At 69.8% G+C, this 17,746-nt stretch carries 17 protein-coding genes; 3 read left to right on the top strand and 14 right to left on the bottom strand.

Annotated features, from left to right (window positions below; all coding sequences use genetic code 11):
- Positions 1-2: 2 nt before the first annotated feature.
- From ACFY0X_RS19790 to rfbB, 5 genes are all read right to left on the bottom strand, one after another.
- Positions 3-401, bottom strand: coding sequence for a DUF2304 domain-containing protein (locus ACFY0X_RS19790; protein ID WP_188301641.1), 399 nt, complete (start codon positions 399-401; stop codon positions 3-5).
- Entirely contained in the window at positions 398-1,087 is a 690-nt protein-coding gene (locus ACFY0X_RS19785; protein WP_387756324.1) for a glycosyltransferase family 2 protein, read from the bottom strand. Before ACFY0X_RS19785 ends, ACFY0X_RS19790 begins: the two co-directional genes overlap by 4 nt.
- Before the next feature lie 68 nt (positions 1,088-1,155).
- Complete coding sequence (locus tag ACFY0X_RS19780; RefSeq protein ID WP_387756322.1) at positions 1,156-2,472, bottom strand: lipopolysaccharide biosynthesis protein; 1,317 nt, start codon at positions 2,470-2,472, stop codon at positions 1,156-1,158.
- 17 nt (positions 2,473-2,489) lie between these two features.
- Positions 2,490-3,425, bottom strand: a complete 936-nt coding sequence (gene rfbD / locus ACFY0X_RS19775) for a dTDP-4-dehydrorhamnose reductase (protein ID WP_387756320.1) — start codon at positions 3,423-3,425, stop codon at positions 2,490-2,492.
- The gene (gene rfbB / locus ACFY0X_RS19770; protein ID WP_387756318.1) at positions 3,422-4,399 is read right to left on the bottom strand and encodes a dTDP-glucose 4,6-dehydratase; all 978 of its coding nucleotides are present in this window, start codon (positions 4,397-4,399) and stop codon (positions 3,422-3,424) included. The genes rfbD and rfbB overlap by 4 nt, the downstream gene beginning before the upstream one ends.
- Before the next feature lie 81 nt (positions 4,400-4,480).
- Here rfbB and rfbA point away from each other — a divergent pair, with 81 nt between their 5' ends.
- The gene (gene rfbA, locus ACFY0X_RS19765; RefSeq protein ID WP_387756316.1) at positions 4,481-5,356 is read left to right on the top strand and encodes a glucose-1-phosphate thymidylyltransferase RfbA; all 876 of its coding nucleotides are present in this window, start codon (positions 4,481-4,483) and stop codon (positions 5,354-5,356) included.
- On the top strand, positions 5,353-5,952 hold the full coding sequence (locus ACFY0X_RS19760) for a dTDP-4-dehydrorhamnose 3,5-epimerase family protein (protein WP_387756314.1): 600 nt from the start codon (positions 5,353-5,355) through the stop codon (positions 5,950-5,952). Before rfbA ends, ACFY0X_RS19760 begins: the two co-directional genes overlap by 4 nt.
- A gap of 77 nt (positions 5,953-6,029) precedes the next feature.
- On the opposite strand, the gene ACFY0X_RS19755 is transcribed toward ACFY0X_RS19760, so the two are convergent.
- From ACFY0X_RS19755 to ACFY0X_RS19715, 9 genes are all read right to left on the bottom strand, one after another.
- Positions 6,030-6,497 carry a GtrA family protein gene (locus ACFY0X_RS19755; protein WP_387756312.1) on the bottom strand — a complete coding sequence of 156 codons (468 nt, stop codon included), beginning with the start codon at positions 6,495-6,497 and terminating at the stop codon, positions 6,030-6,032.
- Positions 6,494-7,456 carry a glycosyltransferase family 2 protein gene (locus ACFY0X_RS19750; protein ID WP_387756310.1) on the bottom strand — a complete coding sequence of 321 codons (963 nt, stop codon included), beginning with the start codon at positions 7,454-7,456 and terminating at the stop codon, positions 6,494-6,496. Before ACFY0X_RS19750 ends, ACFY0X_RS19755 begins: the two co-directional genes overlap by 4 nt.
- Positions 7,457-7,647: 191 nt before the next feature.
- Positions 7,648-8,841 carry an elongation factor Tu gene (gene tuf, locus ACFY0X_RS19745; protein WP_355253441.1) on the bottom strand — a complete coding sequence of 398 codons (1,194 nt, stop codon included), beginning with the start codon at positions 8,839-8,841 and terminating at the stop codon, positions 7,648-7,650.
- Between the two features lie 199 nt (positions 8,842-9,040).
- Positions 9,041-11,146: an elongation factor G gene (fusA, locus tag ACFY0X_RS19740; RefSeq protein ID WP_387756307.1), complete on the bottom strand. Its 2,106-nt coding sequence runs from the start codon at positions 11,144-11,146 to the stop codon at positions 9,041-9,043.
- 39 nt (positions 11,147-11,185) lie between these two features.
- On the bottom strand, positions 11,186-11,656 hold the full coding sequence (rpsG, locus tag ACFY0X_RS19735) for a 30S ribosomal protein S7 (protein WP_030055803.1): 471 nt from the start codon (positions 11,654-11,656) through the stop codon (positions 11,186-11,188).
- Positions 11,657-11,658: 2 nt separating this feature from the next.
- Positions 11,659-12,030 (bottom strand): 30S ribosomal protein S12, encoded by a 372-nt coding sequence (gene rpsL, locus ACFY0X_RS19730; protein WP_014144289.1) that lies wholly within the window; start codon positions 12,028-12,030, stop codon positions 11,659-11,661.
- Between the two features lie 377 nt (positions 12,031-12,407).
- A complete protein-coding gene (locus ACFY0X_RS19725) occupies positions 12,408-14,009 on the bottom strand; it encodes a DUF2142 domain-containing protein (protein ID WP_387756305.1) in 1,602 nt (533 codons plus the stop codon).
- A gap of 47 nt (positions 14,010-14,056) precedes the next feature.
- Positions 14,057-15,637, bottom strand: a complete 1,581-nt coding sequence (locus ACFY0X_RS19720; protein ID WP_387756303.1) for a hypothetical protein — start codon at positions 15,635-15,637, stop codon at positions 14,057-14,059.
- A 267-nt stretch (positions 15,638-15,904) separates the two neighbouring features.
- On the bottom strand, positions 15,905-16,456 hold the full coding sequence (locus tag ACFY0X_RS19715; RefSeq protein ID WP_387756301.1) for a DUF1707 domain-containing protein: 552 nt from the start codon (positions 16,454-16,456) through the stop codon (positions 15,905-15,907).
- 273 nt (positions 16,457-16,729) lie between these two features.
- Between ACFY0X_RS19715 and ACFY0X_RS19710 the strand changes: the two genes are divergently transcribed.
- Entirely contained in the window at positions 16,730-17,551 is an 822-nt protein-coding gene (locus ACFY0X_RS19710; RefSeq protein WP_387756299.1) for an ABC transporter ATP-binding protein, read from the top strand.
- Positions 17,552-17,746 lie beyond the last annotated feature (195 nt).

The following is a 17,746-nucleotide window of genomic DNA, read 5'->3' as shown; positions in this document are numbered from 1 at the left end:
GATCAGGCCTTGCTGCGGTCGACCGGCGCCGAGACCGGCAGGTCCAGGTCGAAGCGCTCCTCGTTCAGGCGGGCGCCCTCGTTGATCGCCACGGTGCGCGCCAGGTCGGTGAGCTTCTTCTCCAGCGAGCGGAAGCGCAGGAAGGTGTTCAGGGTCAGGAAGCCCATCGCCAGCACCATCACGTACAGCACCAGGTCGGTGCCGCGGCCGACGCCGAGCTGGTGGGCCAGCCAGGTCACGTCGGTGGGACGCAGCACCGCGTAGATGTTCACGAGCACGAAGACCGAGAACGCGATGCGCTTCCAGGCGCGGGTGTTGGCACGGTCCCAACGCCGGATGAACATGAAGGCGAGAGTGACCGAGCCGAGAATGAGAACCAGCTGGATCCAGAAGAATTTCATCGGCGGCTACGCTCCCGCAGCGAGATGTCGAAGATGATGTTGACGCCGTTGATCAGGGACTGACCCTTGGCGCGTGAGTAGTCGGTGTACAGGATGTCCACCGGGAGTTCGGCGACCCGGAGGTCCGAGCCGGCGAGGTAGCTGACGATCTCCGACGCGTGCGCCATGCCGTTCATGGTGATCCGCAGCCGGGCCGCGGCCTCGCGGTTCAGCACCCGCAGGCCGTTGTGGGCGTCGGTCAGCTTGAGCTTGCGAGCGGTCGGGCTGACGGTCGCCGCGGTGCGCAGGACGACCCGCTTGATCCACGGCACCTGCCCGTTCTGCTCGATGAAGCGCGAGCCGAGGACCACGTCCACGTCGCCCTCCCGCAGCAGGGCGACCATCTTCTCGACGTCGGCGGTCTGGTGCTGACCGTCCGCGTCGAAGGTGGCGAAGTACTTGGCGCCCGGCTGGGCCAGGGCGTAGGCGAGGCCGGTCTGGAGGGCGGCACCCTGGCCGAGGTTGACCGGGTGGCGCACCAGGTGCGCGCCCGTCTCCATGATGTGCTTGGCCGAGTCGTCGCCGCTGCCGTCATCGACCACCACGATGTTCGGGAACGTCTTTCGCGCCCCCTCCACAACGTCGGCGATCACCTGGCCCTCGTTGTAGGCCGGGATCACCAGCCAAACATCGTCGTACTGGGACACGGAGGCTCCATGAATGGGGTCTGGCCCGCGCTGCTGCGCGGCGATCTGAAGATGAGGGGCGGACACGGTCAGTCACCGGCCGTCCGGCTGCTCAACACCGCGGCGTCCGGGTCCCCCGACTGCTGGAGGGGGCCCGCGGAAATCGTCGCCGAACGGGCGAAACTCTGCCTCAGGACCGCCAGCATACCGAGGACGGTGGCCACGGAACCCGCCGTGTACGCAAGGATCACGCGGGTGGACACCTCACCAGGCAGGAAGGTCACCCCGGCGAGGACCGCGGTGCCGACCGCCCAGCAGAGCAGCTGCAGGTTGTGCCGCTTGAATACCATCAGCGCCTGGCCGAGCACCATCGCGAACATGTACGCCACGGTTCCGGCGGACAACCAGAAGAAGTCGAGGCAGCCGAGCACCGGCTTGGCGCCGAACAGTACCTGGATCAGCCACGGGCCGAGGGCGACCGCCGGGATCCCGCCGAGCAGGCCCAGCGCGCCCACCACGGCGCCGATCTTCTTGAGCATCCCGGTGAAGGCGGCCCGGTCCCCGACCGCGATCGCGGCGGAGAGGCCGTTGAGCAGCGAGGCCTGGAGCGAACCGAAGACGAACAGCGGCACCCGGGCCAGCACCAGCGCGTTGAGCAGCGCGGCGATCAGCGCGGAGTCGGAGGGCGCGAGCAGCTTGGTGCTCACCACGGCCGCGTTCACCACGACCTGCGAGAGCAGCGTCGAGCAGATCAACAGGCCCAGCCCGGAGCAGAGTTCGGACCAGCCGACCTGCTCGCCGGGCTTCACCGCGCGCAGCAGCGGCGGCAGGGTGACGATCGTGGCGAGGATCGGCGAGACGGCCAGGATCAGGCTGAACGCGAGCGCCGAGTGCACCCCGGCCACGCCGAAGGCGAAGGCCAGGCCGATCCGCAGGCCGCCGTCCAGGCCGAGCTGGGTGCCGTACGCGCCGAAGCGGCCGAGGCCGGCCAGCACGCCGCGGGTGAGGTAGCAGACGGCCATGCCGGTGAAGGCCCCGCCGAGCGCCAGCACCAGCGAGCGGTCGCCGTGGAACATCGACCGGGCGATCGGGCCGGAGGCGGCGCCGAGGACGGCCAGGGTCGCCGCGAGGATCCCGCCGGTGAGCAGGGTCGCCCGGCGCAGCACCGGCGCGGCGCCGTGGCCGAGCGCGGCGCGGGCGGCGACGATCCGGGTGAGCTCCTGCTCGATCGGGAAGAAGACGCCGATGCCGACGGACATCACGATCGTCCACAGCAGGGAGACGTTCGCCATGTCGTCGACGGACAGGCTGTGGCCCGCCACCCCGAGGTGGATGTAGGAGGCGGCGCCCAGGACGACGGTGCCGCCGGCCACCGCCAGGGTTCCCGGCGGTAGCGCGGCAGCCACCTTCGTCAGTGCTTTCTTCACTGAGGTCTGTCGCTCTCGGTGCTCCGGGCCGTGGCGGCCAGTTCGGCGAAGACGGGCCGGGCGAGGGCCTCGGCCAGCATGGCCCGCCACTCGGGCAGCGGCGCCAGTCCGGCGGCGGCCCAGCGGTCGTGGGCCAGCACGCTGTAGGCCGGACGGGCGGCCGGGCGGACGAAGGCCTCCGACGTGGTCGGGCGGATCCGCTCCGGGTCCAGCCCGCTCAGCGCGTAGCTCTCGCGGGCCAGTCCGCACCAGGTGGTGCGGCCGCTCGCGGTGCCGTGGTAGACCCCGGCCGGGGCCCGCCCGGCGAGCGCGGCCCGGCCGAGCTCGACCAGGCGGCCGGCCAGCGCGTACGACCAGGTCGGCTGGCCGTGCTGGTCGTCCACCACGTCCAGGGTGTCCCGCTGGGCGGCGAGCTTGAGCATGGTGGCCACGAAGTTCGGGCCGTGCTCGCCGTACAGCCAGGCGGTGCGCACGACGTAGCCGTGCTCGGGGAGCAGTTCGGCGACCGCCCGCTCCCCCACCAGCTTGCCGCGGCCGTACGCGTTCACCGGCGCGGTCGGGGCGTCCTCCGGGCAGGGCTCGGTGGCGTCGCCCGGCAGGACGTAGTCGGTGGAGACGTGCAGCAGCCGCGCGCCGCTCTTGGCGCAGGCCGCGGCCAGGTGGCGCACACCGGTGCCGTTGACGGCGGTGGCGGCGTCCTCCTCGGTCTCCGCCGCGTCGACGTTCGTCCACGCGGCGCAGTTGACCACGATGTCGTGGCCCTCGACGGCGGCCTGGACGGCCGCCGCGTCGGTGATGTCGAGGTCCGCCCGGCGCAGCGCGGTGACCTCGGCGGTCGCGTCGGCGCCCAGCACCGACAGCACGTCCCGACCGAGCATCCCGGCCGCGCCGGTGACCAGCCAGCGCACGGGCGCGGCGGCGTTCGCGGTCACTTGGCCAGGGCCGCCTTCTGCTTCAGCGGCTCCCACCAGGCGCGGTTCTCGCGGTACCACGCGATGGTCGCGGCGAGGCCGTCCTCGAAGCGGACCTGCGGCTCGTAGCCGAGCTCCTCACGGATCTTGCTGATGTCGATCGAGTAGCGGAGGTCGTGGCCCTTGCGGTCCTCGACGTGCTCGACCATGTCCCAGCCGGCGCCGGCGGCCTCGAGCAGCAGGCCGGTCAGCTCCTTGTTGGTGGCCTCGGTGCCGCCGCCGATGTTGTAGACCTCGCCGGCCCGGCCGCCGCGCATGACCAGCTCGATGCCCCGGCAGTGGTCCGAGACGTGCAGCCAGTCGCGGATGTTGCCACCGTCGCCGTACAGCGGCACCTTCTTGCCGTCGATCAGGTTGGTGGTGAACAGCGGGATGACCTTCTCCGGGAACTGGTAGTGCCCGTAGTTGTTGGAGCAGCGGGTCACCACGACGTCCATGCCGTGGGTGCGGTGGTAGGCCAGCGCCAGCAGGTCGGAGGAGGCCTTGGAGGCCGAGTACGGGGAGTTCGGCTCCAGCGGCCAGGTCTCGGTCCAGGAGCCCTCGTTGATCGAGCCGTACACCTCGTCGGTGGAGATGTGCACGAAGCGGCCGACGCCGTGCTTGCGGGCCGCGTCGAGCAGCACCTGGGTGCCCACGACGTTGGTCAGCACGAACGGGCCCGCACCGGCGATCGACCGGTCCACGTGGGACTCGGCGGCGAAGTGCACCACCACGTCGTGGCCAGGCATGACCTGGTCGACGGCGTCCGCGTCGCAGATGTCGCCCTGGACGAAGGCGTAGCCCTTGTGGTCTGCCACCGGGGCCAGGTTCTCCAGGACACCCGAGTAGGTGAGCTTGTCAAAGACCGTGATCCGGGCGTTCTCGTCAGCTCCCAGGAGCTGACGGACGAACTCCGAACCGATGAATCCGGCGCCGCCGGTCACGAGGATGCGCATAATGCGCGTAGTCTACCGCCGCCCGAACGCCCTCCCGACCCGGCCCCTCCCGCGTTCACGGTTCTCGAATAGGGTGCACCCATGCGTGGAATCCTCCTGGCCGGCGGCACCGGCTCGCGGCTGTGGCCCCTGACCCGTGCGGTGTCGAAGCAGCTCCTCCCGGTCTTCGACAAGCCGATGATCTACTACCCCCTCTCGACCCTGGTGATGGCCGGGATAAGCGAAATCCTGATCATCACCACCCCGAACGACCGGGACCAGTTCGAACGGCTGCTGGGCGACGGTTCCCAGTTCGGCCTGAAGCTCCAGTACGCCGTCCAGGAGAAGCCCGAGGGCATCGCCCAGGCCTTCGTGCTCGGCGCGGACTTCATCGGCGACGAGCCGGTGGCCCTGATCCTCGGCGACAACATCTTCCACGGCACCGGCCTGGGCACCGCGCTCACCGAGCACTCCGACATCAAGGGCGGCCGGGTCTTCGCGTACCCGGTGGCCGACCCGACCGCGTACGGCGTGGTCGAGTTCGACGGGAACGGCCAGGTCCTCTCCATCGAGGAGAAGCCGGCCGAGCCCAAGTCCCGTTACGCCGTCCCCGGCCTGTACTTCTACGACAACCGGGTCGTCGAGATCGCCCGCAACCTGCAGCCGAGCGCCCGCGGCGAGCTGGAGATCACCGCCGTCAACGACGCCTACCTGCAGACCGGCGACCTGCACGTGACGATCCTCGACCGCGGCACCGCCTGGCTGGACACCGGCACGTTCGTGTCGATGGTCCAGGCCTCGGAGTTCGTCCGGGTCATCGAGGAGCGCCAGGGCTTCAAGATCGGCTGCATCGAGGAGGCCGTCTGGCGGGCCGGGCTGATCGACGACGTCCAGCTGCGCGAGCTCGCCGAGCCGCTGCTGAAGAGCGGCTACGGCCAGTACCTGCTGGGCCTGCTCGAAGAGGAGGCCGCCCGGTGAAGTTCCGCGAGCTCTCCATCGAGGGCGCCTTCGAGATCACCCCGCAGGTGCACGGCGACGCCCGTGGCCACTTCACCGAGTGGTACCGCTTCGACCGCCTCGCCGAGGTCGTCGGCCACCCGCTGAACCTGGCCCAGGCGAACCTGTCGCTCTCCGCCAAGGACGTCGTCCGCGGCATCCACTTCGCCGACGTCCCGCCCGGCCAGGCCAAGTACGTGGCCTGCACCCGCGGCGCGGTGCTGGACGTCATCGTCGACCTGCGGGTCGGCTCGCCGAACTTCGGCACGTGGGAGTTCGTCCGGCTGGACGACACCGAGCGCAAGGCCGTCTACATCCCCGAGGGCCTCGGCCACGGCTTCTGCGCCCTGACCGACGACGCCACGCTGACCTACCTCTGCTCGGCGACGTACAACCCGACCGGCGAGCACGGCGTGCACCCGCTGGACCCGGAGCTCGGCATCGAGTGGCCGACCGACGCCCCGCAGCTGTCGGCCCGCGACGCGGTCGCGCCCTCCCTCGCGGAGGCGCTCGCCGCCGGCCTGCTGCCGGACTACCAGGCCTGCAAGGACTACACGGAGTCGCTGAGGCAGCGGTAATCCGGCCCGACCGACAGGAGGGGGCGCGTGCCACGGCACGCGCCCCCTTCGTCGTCCCCGCCGTCCCCGCCGGCCGCTCAGCGCGTCCGGAAGACCCACAGCTTGGCCAGCACGAACCGGACCACCGTGGCGAGGCCGTTGGCCACCACCAGCCCGGTCACCTCGACCGTCCGGGAGGCGTGCGGCACCGCCACGTCCAGCAGCGCCAGGGCGCCGCTGGACAGCCCCAGCCCGATCAGGAACGCGACCGCGCCCTGCAGCTGGTGGCGCACCGCGCCCTCCGAGCCGGTGATGCCGAAGGTGAAGCGGCGGTTGGCCGCGGTGTTGGCCACCGCGCTGACGGCCAGAGCGGTCAGGTTGGCCACCTGCGGCGAGGCGACCAGCCGCAGGAGCACGAACAGCGCCAGGCAGAAGACGGTGCTCAGCACCCCGATGACCAGGAAGGACGGCAGCTGCCGCCGGACCGGCGGGGCCGCCCCGGCGGGCGCTGCCGGCGGGGTGGGCTCGGTGGGCTCGCCCCGGCCCGTGGAGAGGATCTCGTTCACGAGCCCGCGCCGAACCGGTCCGGTTCCTCGGCCGAGTCGTAGCCGACGAAGTACGCGGGCCGCGCCTGGACCGCCGAGTAGATCCGGCCGACGTACTCCCCGAGCAGCCCGACGCAGACCAGCTGAACGGCGCCGATGAAGAGCATCCCTATGAACAGCGACGACCAGCCCGGCACGGTGGAGCCGACGGCGTACGCGATCGTGGTGTAGAGCGCCAGCAGGATGCAGACCAGGAAGCTGAACAGCCCGAGCCAGGTGGCCAGCCGCAGCGGGGCGGCGGAGAAGTTGGTGACGCTGTCGAACGCCAGCCGGACCATCTTGGACAGCGGGTAGTGGCTGCTGCCCGCGACCCGCTCCTCGCGCACGTAGACCACCTCGCCGCTGGGGAAGCCCAGCCAGGGCACCAGCAGCCGGTAGACCGGCTGGTGCTCGGGCATCGCCTTGAGCGCGTCCACCGCCGCCCGGCTGAGCAGCCGGTAGTCGCCGGCCTGGTTGGGCATCCGCTTGCCGACCAGCCGGCGCATCAGCCAGTAGTACCCGCCGGCGGAGTGCCGCTTGAAGAAGGTGTCGGTGCCCCGGTCGCCGCGCACCCCGTAGACGATGTCCAGGCTCTGCTCGCGGGCGAGCGCCAGCATCTCGGGGATCTTCTCCGGCGGGTCCTGGAGGTCGGCATCGATGGAGACCACGTAGTCGCCGTGGGCCCGGTGGATGCCGGCGGTGAGGGCGGCCTGGTGCCCGGAGTTGCGGGCGAAGCGGACGATGCGGAACTCCGGCCAGTCCTGGCGGATCTTCTGCATCAGCACCGGGGTGACGTCGGTGCTGCCGTCGTCGACACCGACCACCTCGTAGGTCACGCCGAGCCCGTCGAGGATCGGCCGCAGCCGTTCGACGGTCAGCGGGAGTGCCTCCTGCTCGTTGTAGACAGGCATCACGACCGACAACAGCGGTGCCGTTGACATGCGTTGGTCCCACTTTCCACGACGGCGGGGCTGGTTGGTGGCCCGACCATAACAGTCTGCGATGAGCGGCCGGTGAAAGGATGCGCGCTCCGGTGAACCGCGGATGAGACGCCGAAGGGCCCCGCGCACCGTGCGGTGCGCGGGGCCCTTCGGACCGAGCCTGTACGAGGCAGGCAGGTCAGAACGTCAGATTACTTGACGATCTTGGTGACCTGGCCGGCGCCGACGGTGCGGCCACCCTCACGGATGGCGAACTTGAGGCCCTCCTCCATGGCGACGGGCTGGATCAGCGCGACGGTCATGGCGGTGTTGTCGCCCGGCATGACCATCTCGGTGCCCTCGGGGAGGGTCACGACGCCGGTCACGTCCGTGGTACGGAAGTAGAACTGCGGGCGGTAGTTGTTGAAGAACGGGGTGTGGCGGCCACCCTCGTCCTTCGACAGGATGTAGGCCTGGGCCTCGAAGTCGGTGTGCGGGGTAACCGAACCCGGCTTGATGATGACCTGGCCGCGCTCGACGTCCTCGCGCTTGATGCCGCGGAGCAGCAGACCGACGTTCTCACCGGCCTGGCCCTCGTCGAGCAGCTTGCGGAACATCTCGATGCCGGTGACCGTGGTGGTGGTCTTGGTCTCCTTGATGCCGATGATGTCGACAGTCTCGTTGACCTTGAGGATGCCACGCTCGATACGACCGGTGACGACGGTGCCACGACCGGTGATCGTGAAGACGTCCTCGATCGGCATCAGGAACGGCTGGTCGACGGCGCGGGCCGGGGTCGGGATGGCCTCGTCGACGGCGTGCATCAGGCCGAGGAGCTTCTCGCCCCACTCCTTGTCGCCCTCCAGCGCCTTCAGCGCGGAGACGCGGACGACCGGCAGGTCGTCGCCCGGGAACTCGTACTCGGAGAGCAGCTCGCGGACCTCGAGCTCGACGAGCTCCAGGATCTCCTCGTCGTCCACCATGTCGGCCTTGTTCAGGGCGACGACGATGTAGGGGACGCCGACCTGGCGGGCCAGGAGGACGTGCTCCTTGGTCTGCGGCATCGGGCCGTCGGTGGCGGCGACCACCAGGATGGCGCCGTCCATCTGGGCGGCACCGGTGATCATGTTCTTGATGTAGTCGGCGTGACCCGGGCAGTCGACGTGGGCGTAGTGGCGCGCCTCGGTCTGGTACTCGACGTGCGCGATGGAGATGGTGATACCGCGCTGCCGCTCCTCCGGCGCCTTGTCGATCTGGTCGAACGGCGTGAAGGGGTTGATCTCCGGGTACGCGTCGTGCAGCACCTTGGTGATGGCCGCGGTCAGCGTGGTCTTACCGTGGTCGATGTGACCGATGGTGCCGATGTTGACGTGGGGCTTCGTCCGCTCGAACTTCGCCTTCGCCACTGAGTCCTCCTGAGGACAGTTCCTGTACGCCGTGCTGACGTCAGTTGGTCTGAAATCGGTTTTGGTGCGGGTTGTCCGGAGGACATCCCGTGCCGTCCCGCTGGTGGGGGGGCCGGAGGCCCCGGGAGGATCCGACCGGATCCTCCCGGGTTGCCTCCTAATAGCCTAAGGCTTCGTTATCGTCCCGATTATCGGGACGTCACTCGCCCTTGGCCTTGGCGATGATGTCGTCCGCCACGTTCTTCGGAACCTCGGCGTACGAGTCGAACTGCATCGAGTAGCTCGCGCGACCAGAGGTCTTGCTGCGCAGGTCACCGACGTAGCCGAACATCTCGGAGAGGGGCACCAGCGCCGAGACGACGCGGGCACCGTGACGCTCGTCCATGGACCGGATCTGGCCACGGCGAGAGTTGATGTCGCCGATCACGTCGCCCATGTAGTCCTCGGGCGTGGTGACCTCGACGGCCATCATCGGCTCGAGGAGGACCGGCTTGGCCTTCTTCGCGCCTTCCTTGAAGGCCATCGAACCGGCGATCTTGAACGCGAGCTCGGAGGAGTCGACGTCGTGCGCCTGGCCGTCCAGCAGCTTCACGCGGACACCCTGCAGCGGGTAGCCGGCGAGGATGCCGAACTCCATGGCCTCCTGGCAACCGGCGTCGACCGACGGGATGTACTCGCGCGGAACGCGGCCACCGGTGACCTGGTTGACGAACTCGTAGCCCTCGGCCTGCTCGAGCGGCTCGATCGCGATCTGCACCTTGGCGAACTGACCGGAACCACCGGTCTGCTTCTTGTGGGTGTAGTCGATGCGCTCGACCGCCTGGCGGATGGTCTCGCGGTACGCGACCTGCGGCTTGCCGACGTTGGCCTCGACCTTGAACTCACGGCGCATACGGTCGACCAGCACCTCGAGGTGCAGCTCGCCCATACCCGCGATGATGGTCTGGCCGGTCTCCTCGTCCGTGTTGACCTGGAAGGACGGGTCCTCCTCGGCGAGACGCTGGATGGCGACACCCAGCTTCTCCTGGTCACCCTTGGACTTGGGCTCGATCGCGACGCGGATGACCGGGGCCGGGAAGTCCATGGACTCCAGGATGACCGGGTTCTTCTCGTCGGACAGCGTCTCACCGGTGGTGGTCTGCTTCAGGCCCATGACGGCGATGATGTCGCCGGCGCCCACCGAGTCGATCTCCTCACGCTTGTTCGCGTGCATGCGGTAGATCTTGCCGATGCGCTCCTTCTTGCCCTTCACGGCGTTCAGCACCGAGGTGCCGGACTCCAGGCGGCCCGAGTAGACCCGGACGAAGGTGAGCTTGCCGAGGTGCGGGTCCGACATGATCTTGAACGCGAGCGCGGCGAGCGGCTCGTCGTCCGAGGCCTTGCGGGAGATCTTGACGGTGTCGTCGCCCGGCTTGGTGCCCTCGATGGACTCGATGTCCAGCGGGGACGGCAGGTACTTGACGACCGCGTCGAGCAGGGGCTGGACGCCCTTGTTCTTGAAGGCGGTACCGCAGAAGATCGGGGTGAAGTCCGAGTTCAGGGTGCCCTTGCGGATCGCGTCCTGCAGCAGCTCGACCGGGATCTCCTCGCCCTCGAGGGCGAGCTCCATGATCTCGTCGCTGACGTTCGAGACCGTGTCGATGAGCGCCTCGCGGTACTCGTCGGCCTGCTCCTGCAGGTCGGCCGGGATGTCGACGACGTCGTACATCTCGCCCTTGGCGGCCTCGGCGGACCAGACCAGAGCCTTCATGCGGACCAGGTCGACAACGCCCTGGAAGTCCGACTCGGCACCGATCGGGAGCTGCATGACCAGCGGGGTGGCGCCGAGGCGGTCCACGATGGTCTGGACGCAGAAGAAGAAGTTCGCGCCCGTGCGGTCCAGCTTGTTGATGAAGCAGATGCGCGGGACGCCGTAGCGGTCAGCCTGCCGCCACACGGTCTCGGACTGGGGCTCGACACCGGCGACACCGTCGAACACCGTCACGGCACCGTCGAGGACGCGCAGCGAACGCTCCACCTCGACGGTGAAGTCGACGTGACCCGGGGTGTCGATGATGTTGATGGTGTTGTCGACGCCGTCGACGGTCCAGTGACAGGTCGTCGCGGCCGACGTGATCGTGATGCCGCGCTCCTGCTCCTGCTCCATCCAGTCCATGGTGGCAGCGCCATCGTGGACCTCACCGATCTTGTACGAGACACCGGTGTAGAACAGGATCCGCTCGGTGGTGGTGGTCTTGCCCGCGTCGATGTGCGCCATGATCCCGATGTTGCGGACCCTGGCGAGGTCAAGGGAGGTTGCAGCCATGGTGGCTCGTTCTCTCTCTGTCTAGTGACGGGGTACGGACTACCAGCGGTAGTGCGCGAAGGCCTTGTTGGACTCGGCCATCTTGTGGGTGTCCTCGCGACGCTTCACGGAAGCGCCCAGACCGTTGCTGGCGTCGAGGATCTCGTTCATCAGGCGCTCGGTCATGGTCTTCTCGCGACGGGCGCGGGAGTAACCGACCATCCAGCGCAGCGCCAGGGTGCTGGCGCGGCCCGGACGGACCTCGACCGGAACCTGGTAGGTCGCGCCACCGACACGGCGGGACTTGACCTCGAGGGCCGGCTTGACGTTCTCCAGCGCGCGCTTCAGCGTCACGACCGGGTCCGAGCCGGTCTTCTCACGGACGCCCTCGAGGGCGCCGTAGACGATCCGCTCGGCGGTGGAGCGCTTGCCGTGCAGCAGGATCTTGTTGACCAGCTGGGTGACGACCGGGGAGCCGTAAACCGGGTCGATGATGACCGGGCGCTTCGGGGCGGGGCCCTTACGAGGCATTCTTACTTCTCCTTCTTGGCGCCGTAGCGGCTGCGGGCCTGCTTGCGGTTCTTGACACCCTGGGTGTCGAGCGAACCGCGGATGATCTTGTAGCGGACACCAGGAAGGTCCTTCACACGACCACCGCGCACCAGCACGATGGAGTGCTCCTGCAGGTTGTGGCCCTCGCCCGGGATGTAAGCGGTGACCTCGATCCCGCTGGTGAGGCGCACACGGGCGACCTTGCGGAGAGCCGAGTTCGGCTTCTTCGGGGTGGTCGTGTACACACGCGTGCAGACCCCACGGCGCTGCGGGGAACCCTTCAGCGCGGGAGTCTTGTTCTTCTCGACCTTGTCCTGCCGGCCCTTTCGGACCAGCTGCTGGATCGTAGGCACCGTTTCTCCGTTTTCTGTGTGCCAAGGCTTGGTGGAACTAACCTGCGGTGTCTCCCTCGCACACGGCCCCGTGGTCGACCCACGCGGTCGGGTGTGTTGGGCTTGTTACGACACGGAATCCCATGAGCTGATGTACAGCGACGGCGCTCTACGCGCGGCGCGCTGGGAAGCGCTCCGGCTCGGCGCGGCGACCGGTGTGCATGCACGCACAAGGACCCGGGGACACCCCAGGCACAAGGTCAGAGCGTACCTAGCGCATCGGGCGCGGTCAAAACAAATGCAACGCCGCAGGTCGCGGGGCTTGCGCCGGAAGCGGCCCGGGAACCGGGCCGGGGCGGGGCTCCCTACCACAACCGGGCAGCCCCCGCACCGCGACCCTACGCCTCCGTGTGGGCCCCGGCGAGCCGGGGCGGATCCTGCGCGGCGCCGTTCCCGGCCGCCCCCGCCGACTCCGGCAGCGGGCGGTCCCGGTTGTCCGACACCGCCGTGAACAGCCCCAGTCCGAGCGCGGCCAGGCTGTACACCGCCAGCCACATCATCCAGGTGCCGGGCGGGGACCAGTGGGCCGGGTTGATCAGCAGCGGGCCGGTGCTGCCGACCGTGTTGCGGCGCAGCGCCCAGAGGAAGGCCGCGGCGTTGACCAGGGACAGCGAGAAGCCGGAGATCACCAGCAGCCGGCGCCAGGCGAAGCCGCCCCAGGGCAGCCGCTCGTGGCAGATCGCGGCGCACAGGATCGGCAGTCCGACGGCGAACGGCAGCAGGTAGCGGCCCTGCCAGATCATGCCCAGCTTGGTCGCCTGCATGGCCTGCGCCGCTATCGGTATCACCACGATGCCGACCAGCACCCCGACGATCGCCAGGACGTCCCGGAACCGGGCGTAGCAGAGCGCGAACATCGCCAGGGCGAGCGCCACCCCGCACCAGACCAGCAGCGTCGCGGCCGGCGCCTCGGCGTCCAGCCAGCCGAAGTAGCCGATCATCTGCTTCATGTACAGCAGGCCGAAGTCGAAGGTCTTGCGGGCCGCGACCAGCGGGGTGAGGTCGCTCGGGGTGTTGATGACCGAGTTGTCCGGGTGGCTCGACGACCAGACCAGGGCCACCACGCCCGACGCGGCGCCCGCGGCGCCCCAGAGCCAGGTCACCTTGCGGCGGAGCACCTCGCGCACCGCGCCCTGCTGGCTGAGCAGCAGCGCGAAGAACAGGGCCCCGGCGAACCAGATCAGGCCCAGTGGACGGATGCTGATCAGCACCAGCGCGCCGACGCCCAGTCTGGCCAGCCGGCGGTTCAGCAGGTACGGGTCCGGGCTCATCAGCATCGGCAGCCCGGCGCTCCAGACCAGGATGCCCGCCGCGATCTCCGGACCGCTCGGGTTGACCATGCCGAACAGGAACAGCGCCATCGGGGTGGCCGCGGTGACCACGCCGAGCAGGGTGAAGGACCGTCGCCGCCACTCCGCCGCCGAGACCACCGCGCTCGCCACCAGGGCGGAGCAGATCAGCGCCGACATCAGGCGCATCAGGTAGAAGCCCTTGGCACCGGGGACCAGGAGGCTGGGCCAGCCCACCGCGAAGTAGTACGCCGGGTGGTAGCGGCCGGCCGCGGTGGTCACCAGGGTCTCGCCCGGGCGGTCGATCAGTCGCGGCGCGCAGGAGGCCGGGGTCTCCTGCTTGAAGACGTAGCAGGAGTTGACGTCTTTGAGGTCCTGGTAGATCCGCGGGAGCTCGACCCCGGTCTCGGCGAACTGGCCCTCGATGCCGCCCACCAGGTGCGGGACCATGACCTCGCGGCCCTCCACCTGGCCGCGGGCGACGGCCGCCGCCCGGATCAGGTGGGCGTGCTCGTCCGGCGAGGCGCCGATCGGGGTGGCGATCGACCAGGACGCACTCAGGGCGAACAGGATCGCGAAAGCCACGGCCCACAGACGCCTCGGCGAGGAGACGAGCCGGGCGGCGAGGCTCTTGACGGCGGTGATCATCATCAGGATTGGGCCTTCGGAGTCAGTTCGGGCTCATGGGCGGGAACTGGTTACTTGATCATGCTGAGCCATGACTGGTCACCGGTTTTGGAGCAGTGCCCACCCGGCGCGAACTTCGGGCAGGTGCCGTCGAGGTTCTGCATGGTGTGCGACACCCACGGCAGGATGCGGTAGGTGTCCTCCTTGGCCGGCATGTAGCGGTCCGACATCGACGACGAGACCGTACCGAACAGGAAGAGGAGAGCGAACAGCGTACCGATCACGGCCGCCTGGGGACCGGGCAGGGCCGTACCGGTGTTTCCCGCGGCCTCCGCGGCCCGGCGGCGCTCGGCCAGCCGCAGCGACACCAGGTGGGCGAGCAGCGCGCAGAGCAGCAGGCCGCAGTACAGCAGCTGGTTGTTGGTCCGGGTGTAGAGCTGCACCGTCTGCGTCTCGTACATGTGCGAGGCGATGAACATCCGCATCACCCAGGCGCTCGCGAACATGCAGCTGATGGTGACGATCACGGGCTTGCGGATGCCCAGCCAGAGGGCGGCGCCCAGCGCGACGAACATCACCACCGCGAACAGGTCCATGCCGCCGAACTCGCCGGGGACCGGCCAGTCCCCCACCTTGCCCGGCATGTCCGTGCGCCACATCAGGAAGTACGCCGGGTCGGTGAAGTTGTCGAAGCGGAAGTTGGAGTCCTTGGTGTCCTGGCCCTCCGCCAGGAGGGTGACCAGGTAGCTGCCGCAGACCAGCAGGAAGGCGGCGCCGGTGGTGCCGAGGTAGGCCAGGCCCTTGCGCCGGTCGCCGTGCCACGGGAAGTACATCAGCGCCGCGACCAGCACGCCCAGGGCGCTCCACAGGAACCAGCCGGAGTAGGTGAGGAACATCAGCCCCAGCAGCGCGCCGAAGCCGACCGCCTTCGACAGCAGCAGCCGCCAGCCGTCCGTCCCGCTCCGGCGCAGGTGCACCACCACGGCGACCAGGACGGGCACCAGGACGACCAGCACGGTCTGGCTGTACGGCTTGTAGGCGTCGATCAGCGCGAAGGCCGGCAGCACGCCGAACGCGAGGGCGCGGACCGGGCTGAGCAGCATCCGCCAGGAGAGGTAGACCAGCGGGCCGAAGGCGGCGGCGCCGAGGATCTGGAGGTCCTTGAAGGCGTACGCGGTGTTGCCGCCGCGGAACAGCTCCGCGTAGAAGCCCAGCGTGTAGAGCGGGGCCGGCGGGTAGACCGCCGAGCCCGAGGGCTGGCCGTTCACCACGGCGTGGGCCCAGTCGACGATGCGCTGGCTGTCGCCGTTCATGCCGAACATCGGCCACGGCGTGCCGAGCAGGGCCATGACCGCGCCGGCCGCCACGAAGCCGCTGGCGAGACCGGCGATGCCGGCCGAGGAGAAGCGGGCCACCAGGTTGAAGTGACGGCCCGAACGGAAGCGCGCCGCGAGCACGACCGCGCCGAGCAGGAGGAAGCCGATGACCGCGAACCGCAGCTGCACCGCGGCGAGACCGCTCACCTGGGCGATCCGGTCCAGCGGGTCCATCTGGAAGCCGCGCACCATCAGGGGGAGCACCAGGGCGGCCAGGAAGGAGACCACGGCCTCGCCCGCGAGCAGTGCCGGGGCCGACGTCCGGAGCCGAGCCACGGAGCGGCCCGCGGATCCCCGGATCAGCGAACGCCCTCCGATCGGCGGGATCCTGGAGGCCTCTTCGGCACTGACTGTCACTTGGTACGGTCCTCAGCTCGTGGTCGCTCACTCGGCCCGCCCGACCCTTCGGCGTCGGCCGGTGGCGGAGAACGTACTGCTTCCGGGCGCGCGGTGGCAGCCCCGGGCATCATAGGTCCTCCGCCCGAGGATGACCCCATCGGGAAGGAGGACGGACCACCGCAAGGCCACCGAACCGGGCAGGCCTCAGGCGATGCCGATGAGGATCAGCAGCGTCCAGAACGCACAGCCCATGTAGCCGACGACCAGGCCGAGGACGGCCGCCCAGTCGCCGTCCATGTCGCGGCGGCGGATCTCCGCACGGGCGATGTGGCCGGTGATCACGGCGGGGGCGGAGAGGCCGACCAGGCCGGCCACCAGGGAGACCACGGCGAGCACGTTGGTCTGGCGGGGCGGGGCCGGCGGCGGGACCGCCATGAAGGTGGCCGGAACGGGCGTGGCGAGGGCCTGCGGCGCCGTCATCGGCCCGGAGGGCAGGTCGGCCACCAGCGCGGCCAGCTGGCCGTACGTCTGCGCCGCGGCCACGGCCTCGTGGCGCTGCTCGTACTCCTGGACGGAGAGCCGGCCCTCGGCGAACGCCGCCTTGAGCACGTCGACCGTCCGGTCCCGGTCCGCGTGGCCCGCCCGCATCGCGGCCTGCGACGACACCGCGGGCACGGGCTCCGGCCGCCAGCCACCCGCCGGCCGCTTGCCGGGCGGATAGCCGGAACCAGGCTCGCCCCATGGTTGTACGGACATCCGCCACCTCCCGGTAGCGCGGCACCCCCGCGCACGTCACTGCAGACTCATAGTGCAGGACGAACGGCCGGACTGAGTAGTTGCCGAATCGGCCCGGTAGCCGCCGGGAAGCCGAAATCGAACCGGCGTGCCTCACCCGTTCGGCCGTCACTCTCAGGGGATGCTCAAGTCGGGCGACAGCCTGTTCGAGCAGTGCCAGGCTGAGCCCGGGGGGACTTTCCGCCACCCGGTCCCACCGCCACGACCTCCACCCCACGAGCAGAGAAGGCCGCCATGCAGGCGTCAGCGCCGCCGTCCTCCGACCTCCCCGGGCCGGGAACCCCGTCCGCCGTCAGCATCCAGGGGCTCTGGAAGCACTTCGGCACCCAGGCCGCCGTGGCCGGGCTGAGCCTGGAGCTGCCGGCCGGGGCGTTCATCGGCCTGGTCGGGCCGAACGGCGCCGGCAAGACCACCACGCTGTCGATGGTCACCGGGCTGCTCCGGCCCGACCAGGGCACCGTTCTGGTGCACGGCACCGACGTGTGGGCCGACCCGGTCACGGTCAAGGCCCGGATCGGGATCCTGCCCGAGGGCCTGCGGATGTTCGAGCGGCTCAGCGGGCGCGAGCTGCTCCAGTACACCGGGCGGCTGCGCGGCCTGCCCGGCGCCGAGGTGGACCAGCGGGCCGAGGAGCTGCTGGCCGTCCTGGACCTCGGCCGGGACGCCGACAAGCTGGTCGCCGACTACTCCACCGGCATGCGCAAGAAGATCGGCCTGGCCGCCGCGCTGCTGCACAACCCGGACGTGCTCTTCCTGGACGAGCCCTTCGAGGGCGTCGACCCGGTGTCCGCCCAGACCATCCGCGGGGTGCTCAAGCGGTACGCGGCGGCCGGGTCCACGGTGGTCTTCTCCAGCCATGTGATGGAGCTGGTCGAGCAGCTGTGCGACTGGGTCGCGGTGGTCAACGCCGGCCGGGTGATCGCCCAGGGCCCACTGGACTCCGTCCGCGGCGGGCGCAGCCTGCACGAGGCCTTCCTGGAGCTGATCGGCGTGCGCGAGGACGACGGGCAGGCGCTCGGCTGGCTCGGCGGCGGAGCGGCCGGGGGCGACCGGTGAACGAGCGGAGCGAGGTCGCCGTCGAGCGCAGCGAGGCGGGCGCATGAGCGAGCGGAGCGAGCGAACCGTCGAGAGGTGCGCGTGGGCGAATGCCCCTGCCGAGCGCAGCGAGGCGGGCGCATGAGCGAGCGGAGCGAGCGAACCGTCGAGAGGTGCGCGTGGGCGAATGCCCCTGCCGAGCGCAGCGAGGCGGGC

The organism is Kitasatospora sp. NPDC001547, assembly GCF_042894165.1.
Lineage (GTDB): Bacteria > Actinomycetota > Actinomycetes > Streptomycetales > Streptomycetaceae > Kitasatospora.
The sequence above is the reverse complement of the archived record's forward strand: the minus strand, read 5'-3'. Positions and strand labels throughout refer to the sequence as shown.

Coding starts and splice junctions, on each gene's coding strand:
- ACFY0X_RS19790 (WP_188301641.1), bottom strand. CDS start 401: ATGAAATTCTTCTGGATCCAGCTGGTTCTCATTCTCGGCTCGGTCACT.
- rfbB (WP_387756318.1), bottom strand. CDS start 4,399: ATGCGCATCCTCGTGACCGGCGGCGCCGGATTCATCGGTTCGGAGTTC.
- rfbA (WP_387756316.1), top strand. CDS start 4,481: ATGCGTGGAATCCTCCTGGCCGGCGGCACCGGCTCGCGGCTGTGGCCC.
- ACFY0X_RS19750 (WP_387756310.1), bottom strand. CDS start 7,456: ATGTCAACGGCACCGCTGTTGTCGGTCGTGATGCCTGTCTACAACGAG.
- fusA (WP_387756307.1), bottom strand. CDS start 11,146: ATGGCTGCAACCTCCCTTGACCTCGCCAGGGTCCGCAACATCGGGATC.
- rpsG (WP_030055803.1), bottom strand. CDS start 11,656: ATGCCTCGTAAGGGCCCCGCCCCGAAGCGCCCGGTCATCATCGACCCG.
- ACFY0X_RS19725 (WP_387756305.1), bottom strand. CDS start 14,009: ATGATGATCACCGCCGTCAAGAGCCTCGCCGCCCGGCTCGTCTCCTCG.
- ACFY0X_RS19715 (WP_387756301.1), bottom strand. CDS start 16,456: ATGTCCGTACAACCATGGGGCGAGCCTGGTTCCGGCTATCCGCCCGGC.
- ACFY0X_RS19710 (WP_387756299.1), top strand. CDS start 16,730: ATGCAGGCGTCAGCGCCGCCGTCCTCCGACCTCCCCGGGCCGGGAACC.